Genomic DNA, 23,199 nt, shown 5'->3' with positions numbered 1-23,199 from the left:
GCCCCAGCTGAACGCCGGTGCGCCCGGTCAGTGCCCGGAGGCTCGCTGCCTGTCGCGCCAGCGTTCGGAACCCCAGCGCGAGACGAGCGCGTCGACCCGCGCACGATCCGCGCCGGCCAGGGCACTGTACCGGACACATCGGTTCCGCTCCACGAAGCATGCTTCCCCGGTGTCCAGACGGAGGCTGGTGAGCTCCTCCCCCGGCCCGGCCAGACCGATCGCGGTCGGCGTATCGAGCGGACCGATATGCATGAACGGGGCTGCCTCCACGCGCGGCGGCCGTGCCGCGCGGATCGCCCCCGAGATGATCGCGCGGTAATCCGCCATGCCGATCGGACCCGGGGGCAGGACGCCGGGTCTGCTTGCGACCAGCAGGGTCTGGAATTGCTCGGGATTGATCACGTGCCCGTGGCCCAGGAAGCCGCCTTCGAACAGCTCCTCGCCGTGATCGCCCGAGACGACCAGGATCGTATCGCCCCACACGCCCTTAGCCTTGAGCCTTGCGACGAGCTCTCCAAGCCAGTGATCCGCGTTGGCGACCGCGTTCCAGTATGTCTCGCGCACGCGCCGCGCATTGGCAGCGCTGATCTCGCCGCGCGGCAGCGGGTCGCCGGTGAGCCGCGCGGCGATGCCCGGGTGGTTGTAGGGAAAATGCGCCGACTGGAAGTTGAAGTAGGCGAAGTGCGACCGCGCCCCCCAGTCCTCGCGCCCCAGCGTCCGGTCGAACGCGGCGAGCAGGTGGCTCTCGTCCACCAGCAAGGATCCCTGGGCGGCGAAATCGAAGGCGCGCTTTTCCCGCAAGGTCTCGGCATCGACGTAGACGTCCGCCGTCTCGCGCTCGCCGACAGTCTCGGAAATGCCGCCGAAGTCCTCCGGCTGGCCCGAGAAGATGCCGATCCGGTATCCGCTCGCCTTGAGATCGCGCAGCAGCGAGGGGTCGCCCTTGCGCGGGGCGAGCTGGCCGGAGAACAGTGACTTGAGGCTTTCGGTGGTGAAGCCGACGTGGCTATAGGCCGGCCGCGCCACGCTGCCTTCGGCGGCCAGCGCCTCGAGATTGGGGGCGACGGGCTTGCCGTTCACCCGCCTTCCCAGCACGTCGCCGCGGGTCGATTCGAAGACCACGACCACCACGTTCGGGCGCCGACCCGTGAACACTTGCGCGCCCAGGGGAGCGGTCAGCGGCACGAGCCGGAGGTCGCCCCCATAGCCGTCCTCGTCCACGCCGTTCCCCGGCACGTCGAGCGCAAGCGGATGGCGCGCGGGATCGAGCGGAGCGTCATCATGCTGGATGCCGAACAGGCCATAGCCGTCGCGGTCGATGTCGGTCGCAAGGTCGAGGAAGCCGGTTATCGCGCCCCAGGCGAGCGTGCGATTGAGCCCGTAAGCCGCGTCGCTTCCGCCCCGGGGAATGGCAAGTGCAAGGGCGCAAAATGCAGCGGCGACCGCCAGCCAGAGGCGCCGGCTCGCACCGCGCGGCCGCGGAAGATCCGGCGGCAGCAACCGCGCGAGCACGTGCCACGCAATCCAGGCAGCGGCCCCGAGCCCGGCGAGGCCGAGCACCGCGACGCCGATCTCGGACAGCCCGAACAGCAGGGCGTCGACGAAGCTGCCCCCGCCAAGCTGCTTGAGCAGCGCGAACCCCACCGCGTCGCTGAAATAGGATGCCAGCTGGTATTGCGCGGCCAGCACGGCGAGGAACAGTGCCCCGTTGAGCGACGTGAACACGAACGCCGGAGTCCAGCCCGGCATCCCCCGGGTCATCCGCCGCGCCAAGGCCCATCCGGCAAGGCCGGCGAGGGCCTGGGCCGCCGCATAGCCGAGTGCGAAAACCCCCAGCTCCGCCGGTGTATCGACCGCACGCGACATGCCGAACCCGCCGCTGAACAGGCCGAACTTGCGATCCGCCAGCAGCAGCTCGATCGCGGAGACCGCGATCACCACGGCGAAAGGCACCAGCGCGAGCAGCCGGTCCCGCCAGACAGGCGCGGTTGCCGCCGAGCGCGGAAGGTTCAGGGCGCTGGTCGCCATGACCTGCGCATTTAGCGTGCGCGGCTTAGGATTTGCCTAACTTCAGTGCCCGCAGGCGAGCGCCTCGACCACGTCCTCGAGCCGGGCCGGATCGCCCAGCGCGATCACGTGGCCTTCGCTCCCGGCATGCAGCGGCTCGCCGTTCCAGTCGGCCATCGTTCCGCCCGCGCCCTCGATCACCGGAACCAGCGCGGCGAAATCGTGCAGCTTGAGGCCCGCCTCGCACACGAGATCGATCTGGCCGCTCGCGACGAGACCGTAGTTGTAGCAATCCCCGCCCCAGATCATCCTACGGTGCGCGGTCTTCCGCGCCAGGGCCATGAAATGCTCGGCGGCGTGATCGTCGAACAGGCCCGGGCTGGTGGTGGCCAGCAGCGCGTCCGACAGCTCGCGGCACGGGCGAGTGCGCACTTCCGCGCCGTTGAACGTGGTTGCCCGCCCCGCGGCGCCGACCCAGCGTTCGCCGAGGATCGGCTGGTCGATGACTCCAAGCACCGGGAAGCCGTCCTCCAGCAGCGCGATCAGCGTGCCGAAGATCGGCCGCCCGGCGACAAAGCTGGTGGTTCCGTCGATCGGGTCGAGCACCCAGCGCCGGCTGGCGCTTTCGCGTTCGACGCCGAACTCCTCGCCCTGAATGCCGTCGCGCGACACTTCGGCGGTGAGGATGCGGCGCATCGCCTCCTCGGCCGCGCGGTCCGCGAACGTGACGGGTGAGGCGTCGCCCTTGGCCTCGAGGCCGATCTCGCCGCGCCAGTAGGGGCGGATCGCCGCCCCCGCCGCCTCGGCCAGCCGGTTGGCCAGCGCGATGTCGGTATCGAGCGACACGGTCAGTCGAACAGCGAGCTGACGCTGCTCTCGTCGGCGATGCGGCGCACCGCCTCGCCGATCAGCGGGGCGATGGTGAGGATGCGGATCCGTTCGGAATCGTTCGCCGCATCGGTCGCGCGGATGGAATCGGTGATCACCAGTTCCTTGAGCGCGGATGCGTTGACCCGCGCCACCGCCCCGCCCGACAGCACGCCGTGGGTGATGTAGGCGGCAACGCTTTTTGCGCCGTTGTCGAGCAGAGCCTGCGCCGCGTTGCACAGCGTGCCGCCTGAATCGACGATGTCGTCGATCAGGATGCAGTGGCGACCGCTCACGTCGCCAATGATGTTCATCACCTCGCTCTCGCCGGGCCGGTCGCGCCGCTTGTCGACGATCGCCAGCGGCGCGTTGTCGAGCCGCTTGGCGAGCGCGCGGGCGCGCACGACGCCGCCCACGTCGGGCGAAACGACCATCAGGTCCTGCGTGCCGTAGCGCGCCTGGATGTCCGCCGCCATCACCGGGGCGGCGTAGAGGTTGTCCGTCGGGATATCGAAGAAGCCCTGGATCTGCCCCGCGTGGAGATCGACCGACAGCACCCGGTCCGCGCCCGCCTCGGTGATGAGGTTGGCGACCAGCTTGGCCGAGATCGGCGTGCGCGGACCCGGTTTGCGGTCCTGCCGGGCGTAGCCGAAATAAGGGACGACCGCGGTGATCCGCCGTGCCGAGGCGCGCCGCAGCGCGTCGATGCAGATCAGCAACTCCATCAGGTTGTCGTTGGCCGGAAAGCCGGTCGACTGGACGATGAACACGTCTTCCCCGCGCACGTTCTCGTGGATCTCGACGAAGATCTCCTCGTCGGCGAAGCGGCGCACGCTGGCGTCAGTCAGCGGCACTTCGAGATATCCCGCGATCGCACGCGCAAGCGGCAGGTTGGCATTGCCGGACATGATCTTCATCGCGCGCTCATCCTCGCTCGGCGGAATCGGTGCGCGCGGCTTAGCGGAGGGTCATGCGATTGCAACATTGCACCGAGGCCGGACGGAGGATTAGGCTCCAGCGATGAACTTCTGGCTCATCGCCGGTTCGATCTTCGCCCTGGCCCTGCTCGCGGGCCTCGCCGCGCCGCGCAAGCCGGCCGCGAAGCGCGATCCCCCGTCTCCTCCGCCGCAAGAGGAGGACCTGTGGACCGCCGACGCACTCGCCCGCCTCGGCACGCCGGAGACGGTCGCAGACCTCGTCGCGCAGGGACGGGAGGAGGAATTGCGCGGGCTCGGGTACGCCGGGGAGCTACCCCCGGAAAGCTGACGCCATAAGCCAACCGGCAGCAAACTAGCCCAGCCCTTACGTCCTCCTGAAAACGAAATAATCTCAATCCAAAAAGACTTGCGTCTACCCGATCTCACATCCCACTGACTGTGAGCGCCTGTTGCAGGCAGCGAATCCATTCATACGCATGCTTGGGATGACCAAGTCGAAGAACACGGCTGTAGCCTTTATGGGGATGGGTGTGGCGCTGGGGCCCGTACTGGGACTCGTCTTCGACAACCTGGCGATCGGCATGGGTCTCGGCGTCGCCCTCGGGGCAGGCATCGCGACAGTATTTCACGCAGCCGCCCGGCTCCAGGATCGGGACTGACGGACTGGACGCTTCCCACCCATTATCGGACATTGGCTAGATTGACCGGCGAACCTACGACCGGACAGGCCGCTCTTGCGATAACCCACCTAAAACCGGACTAGCCGGTCACGACCCCATTGCGGACGTTCGCTTCAAAGCTACTATTCGTTAATAGCGCTGTTGAAGGTTAAACTCGGTGGATGCGTTCCTCGATTTCATACTCGTTACCATGACCTCCGCAGATGCCAAGTGATGATCGGCTTGGGTTTACTCGGTATGACCGTCATCGCGGTCGCTTTGTTCGGTTAGCTGTTGGACCTCGCTCGCCGCCTGTTCGTCTCTGGCCGGTCATTCGTGACAGGAGCCCACATGATCGTGAAGAGCAACCATCGTCGCGAGTATCGAACAGACAGTCTCGTGATTTTCCCAACCGCAATGCTCGTCGCCCATGCGATCGAGGTTTATTTGAAGGCATGGTTGGCAGGATCGGATGCTCGCTACACCGAGCGGGTGCTGAAGTTCGATTTCGGGCACGACCTGCGTAAGCTCTACAACGAGGCAATGGGGCAGGGGATGGTGGAGGCCGATGGTCGCGCGGGACATCGATTCCTCGACCTCATCGAGACTACGAGAAGGAACACGGCGACTACTCGTTTCGGTATTTCCACGAAGGATTGGCGTTCGGGGTGGCGAAGAACGATGTTCTGTTCGCGATCCTCAGGAGGCTCGACCAGACTGTGGCAGGCAAGCTCGGAGATATGGGATTGCACGAGATCGATTGGACAGTCGAACCGGACGAGGATTTCCGCGCGAGCTAACTAAGTGGGGCACGGGTCCGCTTTCCACCCAAAACCGGACGTTCCCGCGCTTAACGAGAACGCCGCGAACCAGCCGTTCGCAAGCCACTGCAAACCCTTTCCTACACCCTGCCGTATGTGGCCTATGCTGCGGATGGCCAAGACCGCTGCTCATCGCCTCCGCCGCCGCCCCGGCTGGTTCTGCCCCGTCCCCCTACGCTCGCGGCGAGATGGATGGAGCGCCGGGCGCCAGTGCGCCTTCCTCGCCCACCTGTACCTGACCGGATCGGTGACCGCCGCGGCGAAGGCCGTGGGGATGAGTCGGGCGAGCGCCTACCGGCTGCGCGAGCGGGTCGGCGCGAAAAGCTTCGCCTTCGCGTGGGACCGGGTGCTGTCGCTGTCCGGCTGGGAGAGCGCAGACCCGGTGCGGGAGGATTTCCGGAAGGTGACAACCGAGACGCTGTTGGCGCGTCTCGAAATCGGCCTGGTGAAGCCGGTCATTTATCGCGGGCGGATGACCGCGATCACTCGAAAGCCCGATAATTCCACGCTTTTTCGCCTTCTGCGCCGCTCCGACGGTGAACAAGTCGGTAACGGCCAGGAAGGCCATGAGCGGTGAGGCGAAAGTTTCTAAATCATCCCCGGTCGGCGGTCCATGCGGCTGCGCGTCTAGCCGATCCGGTGCTCGCACTTGATCCAGCGCGAGTCCTTTTTTCGGGTGCGCAGGACCGTCTCGCCCGGTTTTTCCTTTGGTTCTGTTTAAGACTGTCCCGTCCGGTGCTCGCCCCGGATCCAGCGCACGGTGCCGCTCGATGCGCGCATCACGACGCTCTCGGTCGTCATCCTGCCGCCGCGCAGGCGCTTCACTCCATCCAGCAGAGAGCCGGACGTCACCCCGGTGGCGGCGAAGATGCAGTCGCCCTTGGCGAGGTCTTCCAGCTTGTAGATGCGGTCGAAGTCCTCGATCCCCCACTTGCGCGCGCGGGCTTTCTCGTCCTCGTTGCGGAAGATCAGCCGGCCGTTGAACTGCCCGCCGACGCAGCGCAGCGCAGCCGCGGCCAGCACGCCCTCGGGCGCGCCGCCCGAACCCATGTACATGTCGATCGTGGTGTCGGGATCGGTCGTCGCGATTACGCCGGCCACGTCTCCGTCGCCGATCAGCACGACACCGCAGCCCAGCCCGCGCAGTTCGGCGATCAGTTCGGCATGGCGCGGCCGGTCGAGCACGCAGACGATGATCTCGCTGGGTTCGACGCCCTTGGCCGCCGCTACCGCGCGGACGTTGTCGCTGGGCGACTTCGCGAGGTCGATCACGCCTTCGGGATAGCCGGGGCCCACCGCCAGCTTTTCCATGTAGGTATCGGGCGCGTTGAGCAGGCATCCAGCCTCCGCCGCCGCGAGGACGGCAAGCGCGTTGGGGCCCGCCTTGGCGGTAATGGTCGTGCCTTCCAGCGGATCGAGCGCGATGTCGATCTTTGGCCCGGTGCCGATCGCCCCGCCGACCTTTTCGCCGATGTAGAGCATCGGCGCTTCGTCGCGCTCGCCCTCCCCGATCACCACGGTGCCATCGATCGCCAGTTCGTCGAAAGCGGCGCGCATCGCCTCGACCGCCGCGTGATCGGCCGCCTTCTCGTCGCCCCGGCCGATCAGCTTGCTCGCGGCGATCGCCGCCGCCTCGGTCACGCGGACCATTTCGAGCACCAGCACGCGGTCGAGCACGTGAGAGGCGGTCGGCGAAGAGGCGGAGGTTTCTTTGTTCATCGGAAATTCAATTCCCCGGCTGGAGTCAGGCGCGGCGCTTAGACCACGGAGCAAGCGATTGTCGAGAAGACCGGGGGCCGTTTTGTTGGCCCTGTTCCTGGCGACTCCGGCAGCCGCGCAGGAGACGCGGCCGGTGACGGCCGAGGAAGCCTCGGCGGCCGCCAGGGAAGCCTATGGGCCGGTCGATACCCGCGCCAAGGCCGAATGTCCGGCGCCCAAGCCAGGCGACGAGATCGTGGTTTGCGCCCAGCAACAGGACAACAGCGCGTTTCGCGTCAAGTCGAGCGGCGACCTGGACCCGGCGGGCAAGGGAGCGAAGGACAACGTGCCGCGCGCGCCGGATGTCGGCACGGTCTATCCGGGCGTCGTGGTTGCCTCGGGGTGCTTCATCGGCCCCTGCCCGCCGCCGATGCCGGTATTGATCGATCTGAAAGCGATTCCCGAAGCGCCCCCGGGCTCGGATGCCGAACGGGTTGGCCAGGGCCTCGCCCCGCGCGGAACCGGTGAAGGCGGACCACCACCCGGCCAAGGCACCGCCAGTTCCCTCGAGCCCGCGCTCACGCCTCCAGGATCGGCATCACCAACGGCGGAGCCGTCAGGCTAGGAGACCCGTCGAGCAGCCGCAGCGCTTCGGCCACGCAGCGTTCGGGGCCTTCGTGGGTGACCATGGCGACGAGCACGTCTCCCTTGGCGTCGGGCTCGCCTTGCTGGATGAGGCTTTCGATGGACACTTCCGCATCGCGCATCGCGGCGGTTATCTCGGCCAGCACGCCCGGACGGTCGGCAACGGTGAACCGGATATAGCTGCGGCCCGTGCGGTCACCCGGCTCGGCAGGCTCCATGGCGAGCAGTTCGCCAACCGGCACCGAGAATGCCGGCCCAGCCTCCCGTCCGTCCATCGTCGAGCGGGCGATGTCGATCAGGTCGGCAACGACGGCACTGGCGGTCGGGCCGTCGCCTGCCCCGGCGCCCTGGAACAGCAGCCTCCCGGAGAAGTTGCCCTCGGCCACGACCGCGTTCGTCGGACCATCGACATGGGCAAGCGGATGGGCCTGCGGAACCAGGCACGGACGGACGCGCTGGAGGAGACGCGCCGGGGCGGCGCCTGGCGGGCCGGCATCGACATCCGCCTCGCCGACCAGGCGGATCACGAAGCCGAGGTCGCGTGCCCGGGCGATGTCGGCCGCGCGCACGGCGCCGATCCCTTCGCACGAGACATGCGCAAAATCGAGCCGGGCCCCGAAAGCGATCGCGGCGAGAATGGCCAGCTTGTGACCCGCGTCGATCCCGTCGATGTCGAAACTCGGGTCGGCTTCCGCGAAGCCGAGGGCCTGCGCTTCGGCCAGCACGTCGGCGAAATCCCGTCCGGTATCCTCCATCGTCGAAAGGATGAAATTGCAGGTCCCGTTGAGGATGCCCTGGACCCGGGCGATCGCGTTGGCGGCAGCGCCTTCGCGCAGCCCCTTGATGACCGGAATGCCGCCGGCGACCGCGGCTTCGAACTTGAGCGGAACCCCTCGTTCCTCTGCGGCCCTCGCGAGCTCGAGCCCGTGATGCGCTATCATGGCCTTGTTCGCTGTCACCAACGCCTTGCCCTGGCGGATTGCGGTCTTGGCGAGCGTCAGGGCGGGACCATCGGCTCCCCCGACCATCTCGACCACCGCATCCACATCGTCCCGCGATGCCATCGCCGCCATGTCGTCGCACCAGTCGAAGGCGGACAGGTCGACCCCGCGGTCGCGGACGCGATCGCGCGCGCTTACCGCGACAATGCGAATTTCCCGCCCTGCTCGCGAGCGTACCAGAGCGGCGTTGGCAGCCAGCAAACGGATGACGCCCGCCCCTACCGTGCCCAACCCGGCGAGCGCGATCCGCAGCGGTTCGGCCATCGATGCTACCTCCCTGTCAGCCCTTCTTTCGGGCGCGCCCGCTCCTATGCAAGCCAGCGGGGGGGAGCCAACAAAGAGATACTATCGAGGGCCCAGAACGCGTGGGCACGGCCCGAGCTGCTGCATGACGAACGAATAGTCCTGCGCGGCCTGCGACCGCGAAGCAGGGTCCTGCGACAGGTTGGCACCCGCGGGCAGGCGTGCGGGGAGAAAGCACGCGAGCCGGTACCATGCCAGCGTATCGCGCTCGGGGGGGCGGGCCGCCTGGTCGACGATCTCCGAGTAGGAGACCCCCCACACGGGCTCCATGCCCGGACGCCGGACGACGGTGAGCGAAACCGGATCGCCGCTCTCTGTCGAAAGGAAGATCTGGGTTTCCGATTCGCCGACCAGCGTTCCCGGCACCGCCAGCGCATCGCGAACTCCGGTAACGGGAGGAGCAGCGTCGGCCGCTGCGAGCTCGACGAGGACCGGCCGCAGACGCGCCGCAATGTCCGCGTCGTAAGCCAGCTGGGCGCTCGGGCCGGTCAACTGGAGTTCCCCGGGCCGGCCGGGAACCGGCCTCGCGGACAGCAGGAACTCGCGCTTCTTAAGCTTGGCGGGCTTGCCCCGCTCATCGACCGGGACGTCGACCAGGTAGCGGACTGCGGATCCCAGTGGCGCCCGCCCTGCGAGGAGGCCCTTGGTCCGCGCCTCAATGTAGAGTCGCGTGTAGCCGGGAGCCACGTTCTGCGCGCGCTCCGGCGGCAGGACGATCTGCTTGGTCACCTGGACATGGGCCACCAGATCGGCCGCATCGGCGAAATCGGCCAGATCGGCGTAAGTCGGCTGCGGTGCGCCGCTGGGCGCCGGCGCAGCAGCAACGGCGAGAGTGACAACCGCTCCGAGGATCGTGCTGTGCAGGAAAGAGAATCGTGAAGTCATGACAGCATGCTCGCTAGGCGCATGGATGCGCGTTGGAAACCGTTAGGCACTTGCGCCGTTGCAGCCCCAAGCGAGTGAATCTCGGGTGAACCGGAAAAGGGTTTGCCTGCTATTTGCTTCACGGTTAAGGCTCCCCGTCAACCGGGGTGCAAAGAGAAAAGCCAACCCCCCGGAAGACCCGTGCCGGGTCATCGGGGATCCGGCGGGCCGCAAGGCTGCCGCGTCCCGGTGGGCCTACTGGGTGGAAACATGGAATGGATGCGTCGGCCTGGCGTTGTTGCTGTGCTGGACCGATGCAGGGATGCCGGATTCGTTCCGGCGCCTGACGATGGAGTGATGCGACTGAATGGCCTACGCTGACCAACAGATGAGTGGTAATCGCATTGTTGCGATCATCATCGTTGCGCTGATCCACGTCGCCGTCGGATACGCTCTCGTAACCGGGCTTGCCTACTCGGCAGTCAAGAAGGCGATCGAGCGCGTGACCACGGTCGACATCGAGGAGCCGCCGCCGCCCGAGGAGGAACCGCCGCCGCCTGAGCCGCAGCCGGACACCGCGCCTCCGCCGCCGGTAGCCCCGCCGCCGCCGATGAACATTTCGCCGGCCCCGCCGCCGATCCAGACGCAGCCGACGATCCCGCCGCCGGCACCGATAGCGGTGCGCGTTCCGCCGCCGGCGCCGGTTGTGGCTCCGCCGCCGGCTCCGCCGCCGCCGCCCCGGGTCCAGCCCAAAAGCGCGACTCCCAAGGGCAACCCTGGCAGCTGGGCGAATGCCAACGACTATCCGAGCCGCGCGCTGCGTGAGGAAAAGGAAGGCGTCACGCGCTTTTCGGTCCAGATCGACGCCAACGGACGAGTAACGAACTGCACTGTTACGGGGTCGAGCGGAACGCCCGAACTCGACAGTACCACCTGCTCGCTGATCCAGCGCCGCGCCCGGTTCAATCCTGCGACCGATGGCGAAGGCAAGCCGACGAGCGGCAGCTGGTCCAGCTCGGTCCGCTGGCAGATCCCGCAATAGTCGTTCAATTTAATCGTTTTATCTGAGAGGATACTCGCAAATGTACATCGAACTCCTTGCCGCGGCGGCTGGCGGCAGCGCCGCTCCCGCCAATCGCTTCGGCTTCTGGGAAGCGCTCAACCAGGGCGGCGTGATCGCCTACTCGATCTTCACCGTGCTCGTGATCATGTCGGTCGGCTCGTTCTACATCCTGATCACCAAGTGGCTCGAGCAGCAGAAGATCATGAACCAGTACAAGGGTGTTCGCACCACCTTCTGGCGTGCTCCGACCCTGCGTGAAGGCGCCAACAAGCTCGACAAGAACAGCGCTTGGCGCCAGCTTGTCGACGACGGCCTGAGCGCTGAGGAATCGCACGAGAAGATGACCGATGCCCTCGATGCGCACGATTGGCTCCACGGCTCGCTCGCTCGCTCTGAAGCTTCGATCAACGCGAAGCTTGCCGGCGGCCTGCCGTTCCTGGCGACCGTGGGCGCGACCGCTCCGTTCGTCGGCCTCCTCGGCACCGTGATCGGCATCTATCGCGCGCTGATCAACATCGGCCTGGCCGGTTCGGCTTCGATCGACAAGGTCGCCGGCCCCGTTGGTGAAGCTCTGATCATGACCGCGATCGGCCTGCTCGTCGCGGTGCCCGCGGTGCTTGCCTACAACTGGCTGCAGGCGCGCAACAAGCGCATCGCCGAGCTTCTCTCCGGTTTCTCGACCGACGTGCTGGCGAACATCAACTCGCGCGGCGCCGTGAAGCCTGCGGTGATGACGCAGACCTCGACCCAGCAGGCTGGCAAAGCGGCAACGACCGCCCCGGCCAAGCCGGTCGCGTCGACGACGCCCCGGCCCTGAGGTTGTCCGGGAGGGATGCCGAGTGCGTCCCTCCCTTCAGCCTCAAGAGAATTGAGATAGGATAGGAAGCCCATGGCCATTTCCGCAGGCGGAGTAACCGAAACGCCTATGTCGGACATCAATACCACGCCGCTCGTCGACGTGATGCTGGTGCTCCTCATCATCTTCCTGATCGCGGTCCCGGTTGCCATCCAGACGATCGAGAAGCTCAAGCTGCCGGTCATGGTGTCGCAGGAATCGAAGGACAAGGTCGAGAACCTGCTGCTTACCGTCAGCACGACCGACGATGCCGGCCGCAGTGCGGGTGAGCCTGGCTTTGCCGGCGCTTCGCGCAACGGCCAGTGCCGGGTCTACTTCAACAACCTCACCCCGGTGACCTCGCAGGAACTCTACGACCGCGCCTTCGAGCGCCTCGATGCGATCGTGAAGGCTGCCGGCGGACCCGAAGCCCTGATGCAGAACCCCGAGGATATCCCCCAGGTTCACATCCGGGGTGACGTGAATGCCCCGTGGCGCTGCGTTGCCGGCACCATCTACAACGTCCAGGCGGCCGGTTATCCGACCGTCGGCTTCATCTCCAACCCGGTCGATCCGAACGCCTGATCGGCATTCGACGACCAGGCCCGGCGAAGAATTCAGGAGTAACCCACAATGGCAATGTCAGGCGGCAAGGATGATGGCTCGCCGATGATGGAGATGAACACGACGCCGCTGATCGACGTCATGCTCGTGCTTCTCATCATGTTCATCATCACCATCCCCGTGGCCACCCACTCGGTCGACATCGATCTGCCGGTGCCCAACCCGAACGACACCCCGCCGCCGGTGGACCCGATCAAGAACAAGATCGTTCTCACGCCGGATAACCAGATCCTGTGGAACGGGACCGCGATCAACGAGGGTGAGCTCGTTTCCAACCTGAATGCGTCCAAGGCGTTCGCAGTTGAACCCGAGCTGCAGTTCGAACCTGACCAGCAGGCGAGCTACGATCTCTCGATCCGCGTACTGAACATCATCAAGGCTTCGGGCGTGACCAAGTTCGGTTTCGTCGGCAACGAAAAGTACCGCGAGTTCGGCAAGGCTGCCTGAGGGCAGCTCTTCAACCGCAAAAGCGTTGAGGGGGTGGAGCGATCCGCCCCCTTTTTCGTATCTATTCGAGATCCGCGGGCGCGGTTTCCACCCGCATCGCCTCGGCTCCCAGGCTCTCCGCTTCCAGCAAGAGCTCATCGTCGATCGCCCCTTGCGGCAGCGCCTCGCGTCCGATCATGGTCATCACGGGCACCGCAAGCGGGCTGACCCGGTCAAGTTCCACATGCACAAGCTGCTCGGCCGCGCGGTCCAGCACATTGCCCAAGCGGCCTACGTCGGTCATCCGGGTGCGCGCGTCCGCCCAAGCGGCTTCAAGCAGGACATGATCGGGCTCATATTTGCGCAGCACGTCGTAAATCAGGTCGGTCGAGAAAGTGACCTGCTTGCCGGTCTTGCGTTTGCCCGGGTGCTGCCGCTCCACAAGTCCGGCGATTACCGCGACCTCCCGGAAAGCGCGGCGGAGCAGGTGAGACTCCTGCACCCATTCTACGAACTCGTCGGTCAGGATGTCGGGCGACAACAGCGGCAAGGGATCTATCACCGGCTTCAGCCCCCAAACCGCTAGGCTGTAATCGTTGGCGACGAAGCCGCCCGGCATAAGCCCGCGGTCCTCCATCCGGCGGTTGATCAGCATCCCGAGGCTCTGGTTCGCATTCCACCCTTCGAAGGTATAATAGACCGCGTAGTGCTTCTTCGCGTGCGGGAAGGTCTCGACCAGCAGCTGGCCCGGCCCGGGCATCCGGCTGCGCCAGTCCTGCACCTCGAGCCATTCGCGAACGTCGTCCGGAAAGCGGGCCCAGCTCGCCCGGTCTATCAGCATCTCGCGGACCCGGTCGGCCAAGTGGGTAGTCAGTGGCAGGCGCAGCCCCATGTAGCTGGGGATGGTGGCCGACGTCTTCGCAGCCCGGACCACCAGCTCGAGATCGCGCAGCGATTCGACTTCGAGGTCCATTCCCGCAAAGCGAAAGGTGTCGCCGCTGCGCAGGCTTGCCGCGAACTGCTCCTCCACCTTGCCGAGCGAACGCCCGTTGCGGAAGCGGATCTCGATCATCTCATTGTCGACGATGATGCCCGCGTTCAGGCGGTGGCGGGCGGCGTGTTCCGGATGGGTAAGCCGCCACGTGCCGTTGGCATCGCGCACGATGCGCTTGAACCGGTCGTAGGCTTCGAGCGAATAGCCGCCGGTAGCGACGAAGTGCAGCACGCGCTGCCACACGGCTTCATCGAGCCAGGAGTAGGCAAGCGATGAGCGCACCTCGGCCAGCAGCCCCCCCTCGTCGAACGGCGCCGCGCATGCGCAGGACATCACGTGCTGGGCAAGCACGTCGAGCCCGCCGGGACGAAAGTCTTCTCCGTCGCGCTGGCCTTGGTCGACTGCCTCCTTGGCAGCGGTCGCCTCGAGAAACTCGAACCGGTTGCCCGGCACCAGAATAGCCCGGCTCGGCTGGTCGAGCCGGTGATTGGCCCGTCCGACTCGCTGCAGCAGACGGCTCGAACCCTTGGGCGCGCCCATCTGCACGACGCAGTCGATATCCCCCCAGTCGACCCCGAGGTCGAGGCTGGCGGTCGCGACCAGTGCACGCAGTTCGCCGCGCGCCATCGCGCCCTCCACCTTGCGGCGCGCTTCCTTGCTCAGGGAGCCATGGTGGATGCCGATCGGCAGGGTATCCTCGTTCACATCCCACAGGAGCTGGAAGGTGTATTCGGCAAGAAAGCGCGTATTGGTGAAGATCAGCGTCGTCTTGTTGCGGCGAATCTCCTCGTAGATCTGGGGAATCGCCCAGCGGCCGGCATGGCCGCCCCAGGGGACGCGCTCTTCGATCGGCAGGAGCACCTCGACATGCGGCGGGGCGCCCGGCTCGCCCTCGACAAGCTCTACCGAATCGATGTCGCCCCACGGCGCGAGCCACTCACGGAAAGCCTGCGGATCGGCAACGGTCGCGGACAAGGCGGCGCGCTGCAGCCCAGGCGCGATCGATTGGAGGCGGCTCAGGCAAAGCGCCAGCAGATCTCCGCGCTTGCCGGTCGCGAAAGCGTGGACCTCGTCGATCACGACTCGCTGCAAGCCGGCGAACATCGCAAAACTGTCAGGGTAGCTAAGCAGCAACGAGAGCGATTCGGGCGTGGTCAGCAGCACGTTGGGCGGGCGCACGCGCTGGCGCTTCTTGCGATCGGACGGCGTGTCGCCGCTGCGCGTCTCGACCCGGATGGGTAGATCCATTTCCTCGACCGGGGTGACGAGGTTTCGCTGGACGTCATGCGCAAGGGCCTTGAGCGGGGAGACGTACAACGTGTGGAGCCCGTCGGGAGGCCCTTGCTCGCCGAAGCGCGAGGGACAGAAGGCCGCCAGCGTCGGTAGGAAGCCAGCAAGCGTCTTGCCGGCCCCGGTGTCGGCCACCAGCATCGCATGGCGCCCCGCATCGCTCGCGACCAGCATCTCGCTCTGGTGGCGGCGTACGCGCCAGCCTCGTCCGGCGAACCAATTGGCAATCTCCGGTGGAACGGCGTCCGACATCGTCACGCCTCGACCGCGTGTTCCTCGCGCGCCGCCTCCCACACCTCGCGCGCAGCGTCGAGATTGACCACCGCGATGGCAAGCCCGACCGCAATATCCGGCCAAGGCGAATGCCACGCGAAGGCGGTGACCAGGCCTGCGGCGATGATCGCGACATTGGCGAAGGCATCGTTGCGCGCGGACAGGAACGCGGCGCGGCTGAGGCTCCCCGAGTGCGCGCGGAAACGCGCCAGGATGACCGCACAGGTCAGGTTGATCGCCAGCGCGCCGAGCCCCGCGAGCGTTAGAGGCATCGGCGCCGGCACCGCCGGGTCGCCGAACTTTGCCCACGCGGTCCACAGCGTCGCGATACCGGGGACGAGCAACACTGCGGCAAGCACAATCCCGACGCGGGCTCTCGCGAGGGTACTCCAGCCGAGCGCCAGCAAGATCAGCAGGTTGATCGAGGTGTCCTCAAGGAAGTCGACCGAATCGGCGAACAGCGAAACCGATCCGATCGCGAGCGCGACCGCAAACTCGATATTGAAGTAGGCGAGGTTGAGCGCAGCTACCCAGGCCACTGCCCGGCGGAAGCCGGAGTCGGCAGGGTTAAGCAGAGCGCTCAATGCCCCGCCTGCGCACTCCGCTCGAGGCCGGACAGGGCGAGCTGTTCGTCGATCTGGCCCAGCAGGCGCTGAAGACCGGCTTGGTCGTTGCTCTCCGCACGGGCGACCAGCACGTCTTGGGTGTTCGACGCGCGCAGGAGCCACCAGCCGTCGTCGGTGGTGACTCGCACTCCGTCGGTTCCGTCCACTTTCGCGCCGGTCCCTGCAAGCCTCTGCTTCACTTCCTCGATCGCAGCGAACTTGCGGCTCTCATCCACCTGAAAGCGCAGTTCGGGAGTATTGATCATAGCCGGCATCGCGCCGCGCAATTCGGTCACGCTCCGGCCCAGGCGCGCGGAGGCGGCGATCAACCGGACCGCAGCGTAAAGTGCATCGTCGTACCCGTAATAGGTGTCAGCGAAGAACACGTGGCCGCTCATTTCCCCGGCCAGAGGTGCGCCTGTCTCCTTCATTTTGGACTTAATCAGGCTGTGGCCGGTCTTCCACATAAGCGGCTGGCCGCCCAGCTCGCGCACCCGCTCGAACAGCGCGCGGCTCGCCTTCACATCGGCGATCACCGTCGCTCCCGGCATGCGCGCAAGCAGGTCCTCGGCATAGATCATCAACAGCTGGTCGCCCCAGATAATGCGTCCCTGGTTGTCGATCGCGCCGATCCGGTCGCCGTCACCGTCGAAAGCCACTCCGAAGTCGAGGTTCTTGTCCGCGACAAGCCGCTTGAGGTCCTCAAGATTGGCCGGGTCAGTAGGATCAGGATGATGATTGGGAAACGACCCGTCGACCTCGGTGAACAGCAGGTGGTGCTCCCCCGGCAGGCGGGCGGTGAGCGCCTCGAGCGCGGGGCCGGCGGCGCCGTTGCCCGCGTCCCAACCGATTCGAAGACCGGCCAACGATTCGTGGTCGATCCCCTCCAGCCCGGCGACCAGGCGCTCGATATACTCGCCCAGGACCTCGCGCGACTCGACCGTTCCGGAGCCATCGGCCCATTCACCCGCCTGGGCGCGGCGGCCGATTTCGAGGATGTCCTCCCCGAAGAACGGACGGCCAAGAAATACCATCTTGAAGCCATTGTAATTGGCGGGATTGTGGCTGCCAGTTATCTGAATGCCGCCCTGCACCTCTTCGGCTGACGCCTCGGCATAATAGAGCATCGGGGTCGGCCCCATGCCGATCCGCACCACGTCGCACCCGCTCGAGTTGAGACCCTCGATCAGGGCGTGCTCCAGCATGGGCGAACTCAGCCGCCCGTCGTAGCCGACGGCAACCTTCTTCCCGCCGGCTTCGCGCAGCATAGTCGCGAATCCGCGGCCGATCGCGCGCGCATCGTCCGCGCCCAGGGTTTCGCCGATGACGCCGCGAATGTCGTATTCACGCAAGGTCGTGGGATCGAAGGTATGGCTCAAGCTCTTATCCTCTGTTGGTGCCGGACAGCTCGGACAGAAGCAGGTCGCGCGCCGCATTGGCCGCATGCACCGCTTCGTTCGTGCCGCCCCGATCCGGGTGGACCGCCGCGATCAGCCGCCGATGCGCCTCGACGATTTCGCTACGAGACGCGTCATGCCCAACCGACAGCAGCTGCCGCGCCTTGAGAACGGCCTGGGGGCGGGTCGGTTTCGCGGCGAGATATTCCCACGGCCATTTGCCGAGCACCGACCGGCAAGCGAGCGAGAGGAGGGCGGCGATGAAGAGGAGCTTGATCACCCAGACAGTCCTTTCACCGTTCGCAGCGCGATGCGCCGACACGGGGCGTGGACCACCGAACCGGGTACAAAAAGAAATCCCTGCTCGGCGATTTTGCGCCTTTTACCAGATACTTGCGCGCGATTGCCGTATCGCGACCGTCACCTTCCGCGTATGCTCGTGCGGGATACAAGGATGGGCGGTCCGGGCTCATGTTGTCCTGCATTAGCGGGCCGGCCGCTTGTAGGACAGTTCCGCAGTTCAAATCAGGCGAGCGCCAGTTCCGCGGCTTTCTTCGAGGGCATGGGCAAGTTGAGCGCGGCAACCAATGAGCGCAGTTCCTGCCGCGCGACGAGATGGCTGGTGCCGAGTTCGCCGAGGTGCCCCTTGTCGAGCAGGGTCAGCCCGCTCGGAAAGAGTTCGCGGTAGATCACGCGTTCGGACAGTCCGTGAGAGACGCGGAAGCCCACCCGCTTCGACAATTCGGCCAGCGCCGCCTCGATCCGGACCATGTTGCGCGCCTCGACGTGACCGGTGCGGTTGCGCACCACGATCCAGTCCATTTCGCGCCGCTTCTGTTCGATCGTCGCGCGACTGCGCTTGAGGCGCGCCTCCCAGATGAGCTCGGCATAGAAGGACAGGCGGCGGACCTTGAAGGTCTCGGCATCGACCTGGCCGATGAGATCGAAATCGACGAAGCTGTCATTGAGCGGTGTTACCAGGGTATCGGCCTCGGTCGCCGCGTGGCGGGCCAGCGGATCGTCGCGCCCCGGCGTGTCGAACACGACGAAGTCGCAGCCTTCGGACAGGCTGGCGGTCATCGCCTCCAGTTCCTCGGGGGTGCCGCTCTCGAATACTTCGAACCGCGCGGTCGGCAGATCGATGCCGCGCCGGGCCGCCGTCTCCGCCCGGTTTTCAAAATAGCGATAAAGCGTGCGCTGCCGCGGATCGAGGTCGATCGCCGCCACCTTCGCTCCCTGATACGCGAGCGCCACGGCGACGTGCACCGCGGTGGTCGATTTGCCGGTGCCACCCTTCTCGTTGGCGAAGACGATCCGGTGGGCGGCCTTTCCGGCGGCTGGAGAAGAGGGACGGGCCTCGGTCACGCGTGCATTCCTGTATTGCCCCGGCTAGGGCGTTGAGAGGACAGAATAGTCGAGGGACGGCGAGAGGTGCAAACCGCGACCACGCTGGAAGTGTTGAGAAGCGCCGTGGATCAGCTTCGCGCCGGCGGCAAGCGCCTGGCGCTGGTGCCGACGATGGGCGCGCTTCACGAGGGTCACCTGACCCTGGTGCGTGAGGCGCGGCGCCATGCCGATGCGGTCGCCGTGTCGATCTTCGTCAATCCGAAGCAGTTCGGTCCGAACGAGGATCTCGATGCCTACCCGCGCCGGATGGCCGCCGATTGCGCTTTGCTCGAGGCCGAGGGCGTAGAGTTGCTATGGGCGCCGGGCGTGGAGGAAATGTATCCGGCGGGCTTCTCCACCACTGTCTCCGTCGCCGGCGTGAGCGATGGGCTGTGCGGCGCGGCGCGGCCCGGGCATTTCGATGGCGTGGCCACCGTGGTGCTCAAGCTGTTCAACCAGGTGCGGCCCGATGTCGCGCTGTTCGGCGAGAAGGACTGGCAGCAACTGGCGGTCATCCGCCGCATGGCGCGGGACCTCGATCTGGTTCGCCCCCATGTCGAAGCGATCGTCGGCGTGCCCACCGTTCGCGAGACCGACGGGCTGGCAATGTCAAGCCGCAACCAGTACCTCTCGCCCGCCGCCCGCGCGCAGGCCGCCGCCCTGCCCCAGGCCATGCGCGAAGCGATCGCTGCGCTGGCGGCCGGCAGCGCGGCCGCGCCGACGCTCGCCGCGCTGGAGGCACACCTGCTGCAAGCCGGCTTCGACAGTGTCGATTATGCCGCGCTGGCAGACCCGCTCAGCCTCGCGCCGCTCGATACGCTTGGCGACGCTCCCGCCCGGTTGCTGGTCGCCGCCCGCATCGGCGGCACGCGGCTGATCGACAACATGCATGTCGGCCCGACAGGGAAGCCGGAATGAGCATGCCGCAGCACGACGTGATCGTCATCGGATCGGGCGCGGCGGGCCTGACCGCCGCGCTGGCGCTGGCGCAGACGCGCAAGGTGCTGGTGCTGGCGAAAGGCTCCCTCACCGGAGGCAGCACGGCCTGGGCGCAAGGCGGCATCGCCGCGGTGCTCGATGCCGGCGACACCTTCGAAGAGCACATCCGCGACACGATGGTCGCCGGTGCCGGCCTTAACCGCATCGAGACGGTTGAGTACGTTATCGAGCACGCCCCCGCCGCCATCGACCGGTTGATCGAGCTTGGCGTGCCCTTCAACAAGGAGGAAGGCGCGCTTCACCTGACCCGCGAAGGCGGGCATTCGCAACGCCGCATCGTCCACGTCAACGATGCGACGGGCTGGGCGGTGCAGGAAGCGCTGCTCAACGCGGCCACTGCCAACCCCAACATCACCCTGCTTCCCGGGCGGGCCTGCATCGACCTTATCACCGGCCGCAATGCCGAGCGGTTCTCGGGCTCGGGCCGCGTGTGGGGCGTCTATGCCCTCGACGAGGCGACCGGGACCGTGGAGGCGCATGTCGCCCGCGCCACCATCCTCGCCAGCGGCGGCGCAGGGCGCGTGTACCAGTTCTCGACGGCGCCCCGCGGCGCGACGGGCGACGGTATCGCCATGGCGTGGCGCGCCGGGGCCCGCGTCTCCAACATGGAGATGATGCAGTTCCACCCGACCTGTCTCTACAACCTCGACGTCAAGAACTTCCTGATTACCGAGGCGGTTCGCGGCGAAGGTGGCCTGCTTCTCAACCCCAAGACCGGCCATCGCTACATGCCGGACTACGACCCGCGGGCCGAGCTCGCGCCGCGAGATATCGTAGCGCGCGCGAACGACAGCGAAATCAAGCGCGACGGGCTCGACTTCGTCCACCTCGACATCAGCCACCAGCCGGCCGATTTCGTGACGCACCATTTCCCCACCATTCATGAAAAGCTTCTCGGCCTCGGCATCGACATGACGAAGGAGCCGATCCCGGTCGTGCCCGCGCAGCACTACACCTGCGGGGGGGTGCTGATCGGGCTCGACGCGCGGACCGACCTGCCCGGCCTGTGGGCGGCGGGCGAAGTGACCGAGAGCGGGCTCCACGGGGCCAATCGGCTCGCCTCCAATTCCCTGCTCGAATGCTTCGTGTTCGGGGAAGCCGCCGCGCACGACATCCTGTGCTGCTGGGACGATCTCGACGATCCGCCGCCCATCCGCGAGTGGGACGCGAGCCGGGTGACCGATTCCGACGAAGAGGTGGTCATCAAGCAGAACTGGACCGAAATCCGCCGGTTCATGTGGAATTACGTCGGCATCGTGCGCACCACCAAGCGGCTCGAGCGCGCGGCGCACCGCATCGCCACGCTCGCGCAGGAGATCGAGGACTATTACGGCTCGTTCCGGGTTACCACCGACTTGATCGAGTTGCGCAACCTCCACCAGTGCGCCGACCTGATCGTTCGCAGCGCGCTGAAGCGCCACGAAAGCCGAGGCTTGCACTTCATCCTCGATTACCCGGAGACATTGCCCGAAGCGCGCGATACCGTGCTGGTACCTTGAGGGAGGGATAACATGGCGCAGGTCCAGGCCAACGGCATTGCGATCGAATATGACGAGCACGGCGATCCCGCCGCGCCGCCGGTCCTGCTGGTGATGGGCCTCGGTGCCCAGATGACGCTGTGGCCGCAGGAACTGGTCGATGCCCTGGTGGAACGCGGCTTTCGCGTGATCCGCTACGACAATCGCGACATCGGCCTCAGCCACAAGTTCGAAGGGGCAAAGGCACCAGGCATCGTCAAGCTGATGCTGCTGAGCAAGTTCGGCATCAAGCCGAAGGTTCCCTACACCCTCGCCGACATGGCCGAGGACGGGATCGGCCTGCTCGACGCGCTCGGCATCGACAAGGCGCATATCGGCGGCGCGAGCATGGGCGGAATGATCGCCCAGCACATGGCGTTTTCCCACCCCGAGCGCGTGCTTACCCTCACCTCGATCATGTCCACCACGGGCCACCGCAAGCTGCCCGCCGGCACGCGCGAGGCGATGTCGGCGCTAACCCAGCGTCCCGCCTCGATGGACGAGGACACGCTGGTGGAGCACGGGGTCAAGGTCTCGCAGGCGATCGGCAGCCCTGGCTATCGCTCGGACCCGGACAAAGTGCGCGAACGCAGCCGCGCGCTCATCCGCCGCAGCTTCTACCCGGCGGGAATGCCTCGCCAGCTCGCCGCCATCATCGCCGACGGCGACCGGCGCGAACGGTTGCAAAGCGTGAAGGCGCCGACGCTCGTCATCCACGGCGAGGCGGATCCGCTGGTCCCGCTGGCCGGCGGACACGACACCGCCGCGCACATCAAGGGGTCGAAGCTGAAGACCGTTCCCGGGATGGGTCACGACCTGCCGCTCGAACTGGTGGACGAGATCGCCGACGCCATCGCAGACCACGCCAAGGCGGAGAGCGTTCCCGCTTAAAGCTTGAGAACCTCGGCCACGAGACCAAGCTCGCAGGCTTCGTCCGCAGGCACATACCAGTTGTAGAGCGCCTTCTCGAGCAGGTCCTCCATCTCGACGTTCGATCCTTCGATGAGACGCTTGAAGTTCGCTTCTTCGAGCTCGACGCCCGTTTCGAGCTGATGAATCATCGCCCGGAGCATGGGGATGCTCGTGCGGATCGGCCCTTCGAGCTGCATCGTCTGGCTCAATTGACGGCAGTGGATGAGCAGCGTGGCGTCGCTGTTCAGATAGCGGTCCTCGCGCGGGAAGGCGGCTATGAAGGTGACGCCTGCGGAATAGACGACCGTCTTGCCGAGGAACACGATGCGGCGGCGCTTGAGCCGTTCGCGCGCCGCATCGACCTCCACAATCATTCTTCGGGCCATTTCGGGATCGCCGCCCAGCGTCGTCATGTCGATGACGATCGGCGTGTCGGTATCCTCCGCGTCGGCCAACCCGTCGCGCAGCTTGCACGCCATCGCCTCATCCACCGTGCCCACCAGGGAAATGTCTGCGGGGGCGGTCAGTGCCGGGGCCACCTGTTTTCGATCGTCTCGTGCCATTTTCTTACCCACCTGCGCGGCGAAGACCGGCATAGCTCTTCAATCGTCCGTTCCTGTTTCCGTTCCGGTGGAGCGCGGGCCTATTAAATGTTAACTGACTGGCCCTAAACTGTTTTTCACTAAGCCGCCCGGCGAACCGAGGGTGTTGAAATACCGCGATAAGCCCGAGCGCGGCCCGGCCTGGTAACGCCGAATTTTGAAAAACCTTCCGCCGGGTGCCCCGCCTACTTTTTTGGAAGGGCGAGGCAAATTCCTCCCTACCGCAGCATAGGATCGGTGGACAAAAAAATTTCCGCTCAAGCCGTTTTGGCCCTTGCACACCACGCGACCCTAGGAACTCCCGCGCGTCGCGGCGTTGCAATCGCATAACACACCATCAGGTCGCATGGTAAATTTGCCCTTCATGCTCTTGCGCAGCGGGGACGCTTGATTCACAATCCCTAGCTGCGGACCAAAGGGGGACCCACAAGACCTAGTTTTTCGGAGCGGCGATGACCATATCGCCGCGACGC

25 protein-coding genes are annotated in these 23,199 nt (G+C 66.2%); 12 read left to right on the top strand and 13 right to left on the bottom strand.

What is annotated here, in order from left to right:
- Positions 1 to 27: 27 nt before the first annotated feature.
- Genes IEW58_RS00615 through IEW58_RS00605 form a run of 3 tightly spaced genes read right to left on the bottom strand, consistent with a single transcriptional unit; the run spans position 28 to position 3,791 of the window.
- Positions 28 to 2,028, bottom strand: a complete 2,001-nt coding sequence (locus tag IEW58_RS00615) for a sulfatase-like hydrolase/transferase (protein ID WP_188643360.1) — start codon at positions 2,026 to 2,028, stop codon at positions 28 to 30.
- A 42-nt stretch (positions 2,029 to 2,070) separates the two neighbouring features.
- A complete protein-coding gene (hisN, locus tag IEW58_RS00610; RefSeq protein WP_188643359.1) occupies positions 2,071 to 2,853 on the bottom strand; it encodes a histidinol-phosphatase in 783 nt (260 codons plus the stop codon).
- 2 nt (positions 2,854 to 2,855) lie between these two features.
- A complete protein-coding gene (locus IEW58_RS00605) occupies positions 2,856 to 3,791 on the bottom strand; it encodes a ribose-phosphate pyrophosphokinase (protein WP_188643358.1) in 936 nt (311 codons plus the stop codon).
- A 103-nt stretch (positions 3,792 to 3,894) separates the two neighbouring features.
- Here IEW58_RS00605 and IEW58_RS00600 point away from each other — a divergent pair, with 103 nt between their 5' ends.
- Both IEW58_RS00600 and IEW58_RS00595 read left to right on the top strand, forming a co-directional pair.
- Positions 3,895 to 4,140, top strand: coding sequence for a hypothetical protein (locus IEW58_RS00600; RefSeq protein ID WP_188643357.1), 246 nt, complete (start codon positions 3,895 to 3,897; stop codon positions 4,138 to 4,140).
- Between the two features lie 157 nt (positions 4,141 to 4,297).
- Entirely contained in the window at positions 4,298 to 4,471 is a 174-nt protein-coding gene (locus tag IEW58_RS00595; RefSeq protein ID WP_229658354.1) for a glycine zipper domain-containing protein, read from the top strand.
- Between the two features lie 330 nt (positions 4,472 to 4,801).
- Here IEW58_RS00595 and IEW58_RS00590 read toward each other — a convergent pair whose 3' ends face one another.
- The gene (locus IEW58_RS00590) at positions 4,802 to 5,056 is read right to left on the bottom strand and encodes a hypothetical protein (protein ID WP_188643355.1); all 255 of its coding nucleotides are present in this window, start codon (positions 5,054 to 5,056) and stop codon (positions 4,802 to 4,804) included.
- 83 nt (positions 5,057 to 5,139) lie between these two features.
- On the opposite strand from IEW58_RS00590, the gene IEW58_RS13910 reads away from it, so the two are divergent.
- Positions 5,140 to 5,271, top strand: a complete 132-nt coding sequence (locus IEW58_RS13910; RefSeq protein WP_268237090.1) for a hypothetical protein — start codon at positions 5,140 to 5,142, stop codon at positions 5,269 to 5,271.
- A 133-nt stretch (positions 5,272 to 5,404) separates the two neighbouring features.
- Positions 5,405 to 5,869, top strand: coding sequence for a hypothetical protein (locus tag IEW58_RS00585; RefSeq protein ID WP_188643354.1), 465 nt, complete (start codon positions 5,405 to 5,407; stop codon positions 5,867 to 5,869).
- A gap of 140 nt (positions 5,870 to 6,009) precedes the next feature.
- Here the strand turns inward: IEW58_RS00585 and glpX are convergent, their stop codons facing one another.
- Complete coding sequence (gene glpX / locus IEW58_RS00580) at positions 6,010 to 7,011, bottom strand: class II fructose-bisphosphatase (RefSeq protein WP_188643353.1); 1,002 nt, start codon at positions 7,009 to 7,011, stop codon at positions 6,010 to 6,012.
- Between the two features lie 85 nt (positions 7,012 to 7,096).
- Here glpX and IEW58_RS00575 point away from each other — a divergent pair, with 85 nt between their 5' ends.
- Complete coding sequence (locus tag IEW58_RS00575; RefSeq protein WP_188643352.1) at positions 7,097 to 7,615, top strand: hypothetical protein; 519 nt, start codon at positions 7,097 to 7,099, stop codon at positions 7,613 to 7,615.
- Here IEW58_RS00575 and IEW58_RS00570 read toward each other — a convergent pair.
- The gene (locus IEW58_RS00570) at positions 7,569 to 8,900 is read right to left on the bottom strand and encodes a homoserine dehydrogenase (RefSeq protein ID WP_188643351.1); all 1,332 of its coding nucleotides are present in this window, start codon (positions 8,898 to 8,900) and stop codon (positions 7,569 to 7,571) included. The genes IEW58_RS00575 and IEW58_RS00570 overlap by 47 nt on opposite strands.
- 81 nt (positions 8,901 to 8,981) lie before the next feature.
- Positions 8,982 to 9,824 (bottom strand): hypothetical protein, encoded by an 843-nt coding sequence (locus IEW58_RS00565; RefSeq protein ID WP_188643350.1) that lies wholly within the window; start codon positions 9,822 to 9,824, stop codon positions 8,982 to 8,984.
- Positions 9,825 to 10,170: 346 nt separating this feature from the next.
- On the opposite strand from IEW58_RS00565, the gene IEW58_RS00560 reads away from it, so the two are divergent.
- The 4 genes from IEW58_RS00560 (at position 10,171) to IEW58_RS00545 (ending at position 12,772) form a co-directional block, all read left to right on the top strand.
- Entirely contained in the window at positions 10,171 to 10,845 is a 675-nt protein-coding gene (locus IEW58_RS00560; protein ID WP_188643349.1) for an energy transducer TonB, read from the top strand.
- A gap of 40 nt (positions 10,846 to 10,885) precedes the next feature.
- Positions 10,886 to 11,683 carry a MotA/TolQ/ExbB proton channel family protein gene (locus tag IEW58_RS00555; RefSeq protein ID WP_188643348.1) on the top strand — a complete coding sequence of 266 codons (798 nt, stop codon included), beginning with the start codon at positions 10,886 to 10,888 and terminating at the stop codon, positions 11,681 to 11,683.
- 72 nt (positions 11,684 to 11,755) lie between these two features.
- Complete coding sequence (locus tag IEW58_RS00550; RefSeq protein WP_188643347.1) at positions 11,756 to 12,286, top strand: ExbD/TolR family protein; 531 nt, start codon at positions 11,756 to 11,758, stop codon at positions 12,284 to 12,286.
- Between the two features lie 48 nt (positions 12,287 to 12,334).
- A complete protein-coding gene (locus IEW58_RS00545) occupies positions 12,335 to 12,772 on the top strand; it encodes an ExbD/TolR family protein (RefSeq protein ID WP_188643346.1) in 438 nt (145 codons plus the stop codon).
- 61 nt (positions 12,773 to 12,833) lie between these two features.
- Here IEW58_RS00545 and IEW58_RS00540 read toward each other — a convergent pair whose 3' ends face one another.
- The 5 genes from IEW58_RS00540 to IEW58_RS00520 form a co-directional block, all read right to left on the bottom strand.
- A complete protein-coding gene (locus tag IEW58_RS00540) occupies positions 12,834 to 15,287 on the bottom strand; it encodes a ligase-associated DNA damage response DEXH box helicase (protein ID WP_188643345.1) in 2,454 nt (817 codons plus the stop codon).
- A gap of 2 nt (positions 15,288 to 15,289) precedes the next feature.
- Positions 15,290 to 15,892, bottom strand: coding sequence for a cation efflux transmembrane domain-containing protein (locus IEW58_RS00535; protein WP_229658353.1), 603 nt, complete (start codon positions 15,890 to 15,892; stop codon positions 15,290 to 15,292).
- The gene (gene pgmG / locus IEW58_RS00530) at positions 15,889 to 17,292 is read right to left on the bottom strand and encodes a phosphoglucomutase/phosphomannomutase PgmG (RefSeq protein WP_188643344.1); all 1,404 of its coding nucleotides are present in this window, start codon (positions 17,290 to 17,292) and stop codon (positions 15,889 to 15,891) included. The genes IEW58_RS00535 and pgmG overlap by 4 nt, the downstream gene beginning before the upstream one ends.
- Before the next feature lie 4 nt (positions 17,293 to 17,296).
- Positions 17,297 to 17,590 carry a J domain-containing protein gene (locus IEW58_RS00525; RefSeq protein WP_188643343.1) on the bottom strand — a complete coding sequence of 98 codons (294 nt, stop codon included), beginning with the start codon at positions 17,588 to 17,590 and terminating at the stop codon, positions 17,297 to 17,299.
- Between the two features lie 245 nt (positions 17,591 to 17,835).
- Entirely contained in the window at positions 17,836 to 18,675 is an 840-nt protein-coding gene (locus IEW58_RS00520; RefSeq protein WP_188643342.1) for a division plane positioning ATPase MipZ, read from the bottom strand.
- A gap of 66 nt (positions 18,676 to 18,741) precedes the next feature.
- Here IEW58_RS00520 and panC point away from each other — a divergent pair, with 66 nt between their 5' ends.
- From panC to IEW58_RS00505, 3 genes are read left to right on the top strand one after another with little or no spacing between them, the layout of a single operon-like run.
- Positions 18,742 to 19,614, top strand: coding sequence for a pantoate--beta-alanine ligase (gene panC, locus IEW58_RS00515; protein WP_188643341.1), 873 nt, complete (start codon positions 18,742 to 18,744; stop codon positions 19,612 to 19,614).
- Complete coding sequence (gene nadB / locus IEW58_RS00510) at positions 19,611 to 21,194, top strand: L-aspartate oxidase (RefSeq protein ID WP_188643340.1); 1,584 nt, start codon at positions 19,611 to 19,613, stop codon at positions 21,192 to 21,194. The genes panC and nadB overlap by 4 nt, the downstream gene beginning before the upstream one ends.
- 12 nt (positions 21,195 to 21,206) lie before the next feature.
- Entirely contained in the window at positions 21,207 to 22,103 is an 897-nt protein-coding gene (locus tag IEW58_RS00505) for an alpha/beta fold hydrolase (protein ID WP_188643339.1), read from the top strand.
- Here the strand turns inward: IEW58_RS00505 and IEW58_RS00500 are convergent.
- Positions 22,100 to 22,687 carry a peptidase S14 gene (locus tag IEW58_RS00500; protein ID WP_188643338.1) on the bottom strand — a complete coding sequence of 196 codons (588 nt, stop codon included), beginning with the start codon at positions 22,685 to 22,687 and terminating at the stop codon, positions 22,100 to 22,102. The two genes, IEW58_RS00505 and IEW58_RS00500, sit on opposite strands and share 4 nt — an antisense overlap.
- Between the last annotated feature and the right edge of the window lie 512 nt (positions 22,688 to 23,199).

Source organism: Tsuneonella deserti, from assembly GCF_014644315.1.
GTDB classification, from domain to species: domain Bacteria; phylum Pseudomonadota; class Alphaproteobacteria; order Sphingomonadales; family Sphingomonadaceae; genus Tsuneonella; species Tsuneonella deserti.
The sequence above is the reverse complement of the archived record's forward strand: the minus strand, read 5'-3'. Positions and strand labels throughout refer to the sequence as shown.

What these genes read in the sequence shown, in the direction of transcription:
- IEW58_RS00615 (WP_188643360.1), bottom strand. Translation starts at nt 2,028, where the DNA reads ATGGCGACCAGCGCCCTGAACCTTCCGCGCTCGGCGGCAACCGCGCCT.
- IEW58_RS00570 (WP_188643351.1), bottom strand. Translation starts at nt 8,900, where the DNA reads ATGGCCGAACCGCTGCGGATCGCGCTCGCCGGGTTGGGCACGGTAGGG.
- IEW58_RS00565 (WP_188643350.1), bottom strand. Translation starts at nt 9,824, where the DNA reads ATGACTTCACGATTCTCTTTCCTGCACAGCACGATCCTCGGAGCGGTT.
- IEW58_RS00585 (WP_188643354.1), top strand. Translation starts at nt 5,405, where the DNA reads ATGGCCAAGACCGCTGCTCATCGCCTCCGCCGCCGCCCCGGCTGGTTC.
- IEW58_RS00540 (WP_188643345.1), bottom strand. Translation starts at nt 15,287, where the DNA reads ATGTCGGACGCCGTTCCACCGGAGATTGCCAATTGGTTCGCCGGACGA.
- IEW58_RS00605 (WP_188643358.1), bottom strand. Translation starts at nt 3,791, where the DNA reads ATGAAGATCATGTCCGGCAATGCCAACCTGCCGCTTGCGCGTGCGATC.
- glpX (WP_188643353.1), bottom strand. Translation starts at nt 7,011, where the DNA reads ATGAACAAAGAAACCTCCGCCTCTTCGCCGACCGCCTCTCACGTGCTC.
- nadB (WP_188643340.1), top strand. Translation starts at nt 19,611, where the DNA reads ATGAGCATGCCGCAGCACGACGTGATCGTCATCGGATCGGGCGCGGCG.
- IEW58_RS00560 (WP_188643349.1), top strand. Translation starts at nt 10,171, where the DNA reads ATGGCCTACGCTGACCAACAGATGAGTGGTAATCGCATTGTTGCGATC.
- IEW58_RS00590 (WP_188643355.1), bottom strand. Translation starts at nt 5,056, where the DNA reads ATGTCCCGCGCGACCATCGGCCTCCACCATCCCCTGCCCCATTGCCTC.
- IEW58_RS00600 (WP_188643357.1), top strand. Translation starts at nt 3,895, where the DNA reads ATGAACTTCTGGCTCATCGCCGGTTCGATCTTCGCCCTGGCCCTGCTC.
- IEW58_RS00545 (WP_188643346.1), top strand. Translation starts at nt 12,335, where the DNA reads ATGGCAATGTCAGGCGGCAAGGATGATGGCTCGCCGATGATGGAGATG.
- IEW58_RS00555 (WP_188643348.1), top strand. Translation starts at nt 10,886, where the DNA reads ATGTACATCGAACTCCTTGCCGCGGCGGCTGGCGGCAGCGCCGCTCCC.
- IEW58_RS00595 (WP_229658354.1), top strand. Translation starts at nt 4,298, where the DNA reads ATGACCAAGTCGAAGAACACGGCTGTAGCCTTTATGGGGATGGGTGTG.
- IEW58_RS00500 (WP_188643338.1), bottom strand. Translation starts at nt 22,687, where the DNA reads ATGGCACGAGACGATCGAAAACAGGTGGCCCCGGCACTGACCGCCCCC.
- IEW58_RS00550 (WP_188643347.1), top strand. Translation starts at nt 11,756, where the DNA reads ATGGCCATTTCCGCAGGCGGAGTAACCGAAACGCCTATGTCGGACATC.
- IEW58_RS00505 (WP_188643339.1), top strand. Translation starts at nt 21,207, where the DNA reads ATGGCGCAGGTCCAGGCCAACGGCATTGCGATCGAATATGACGAGCAC.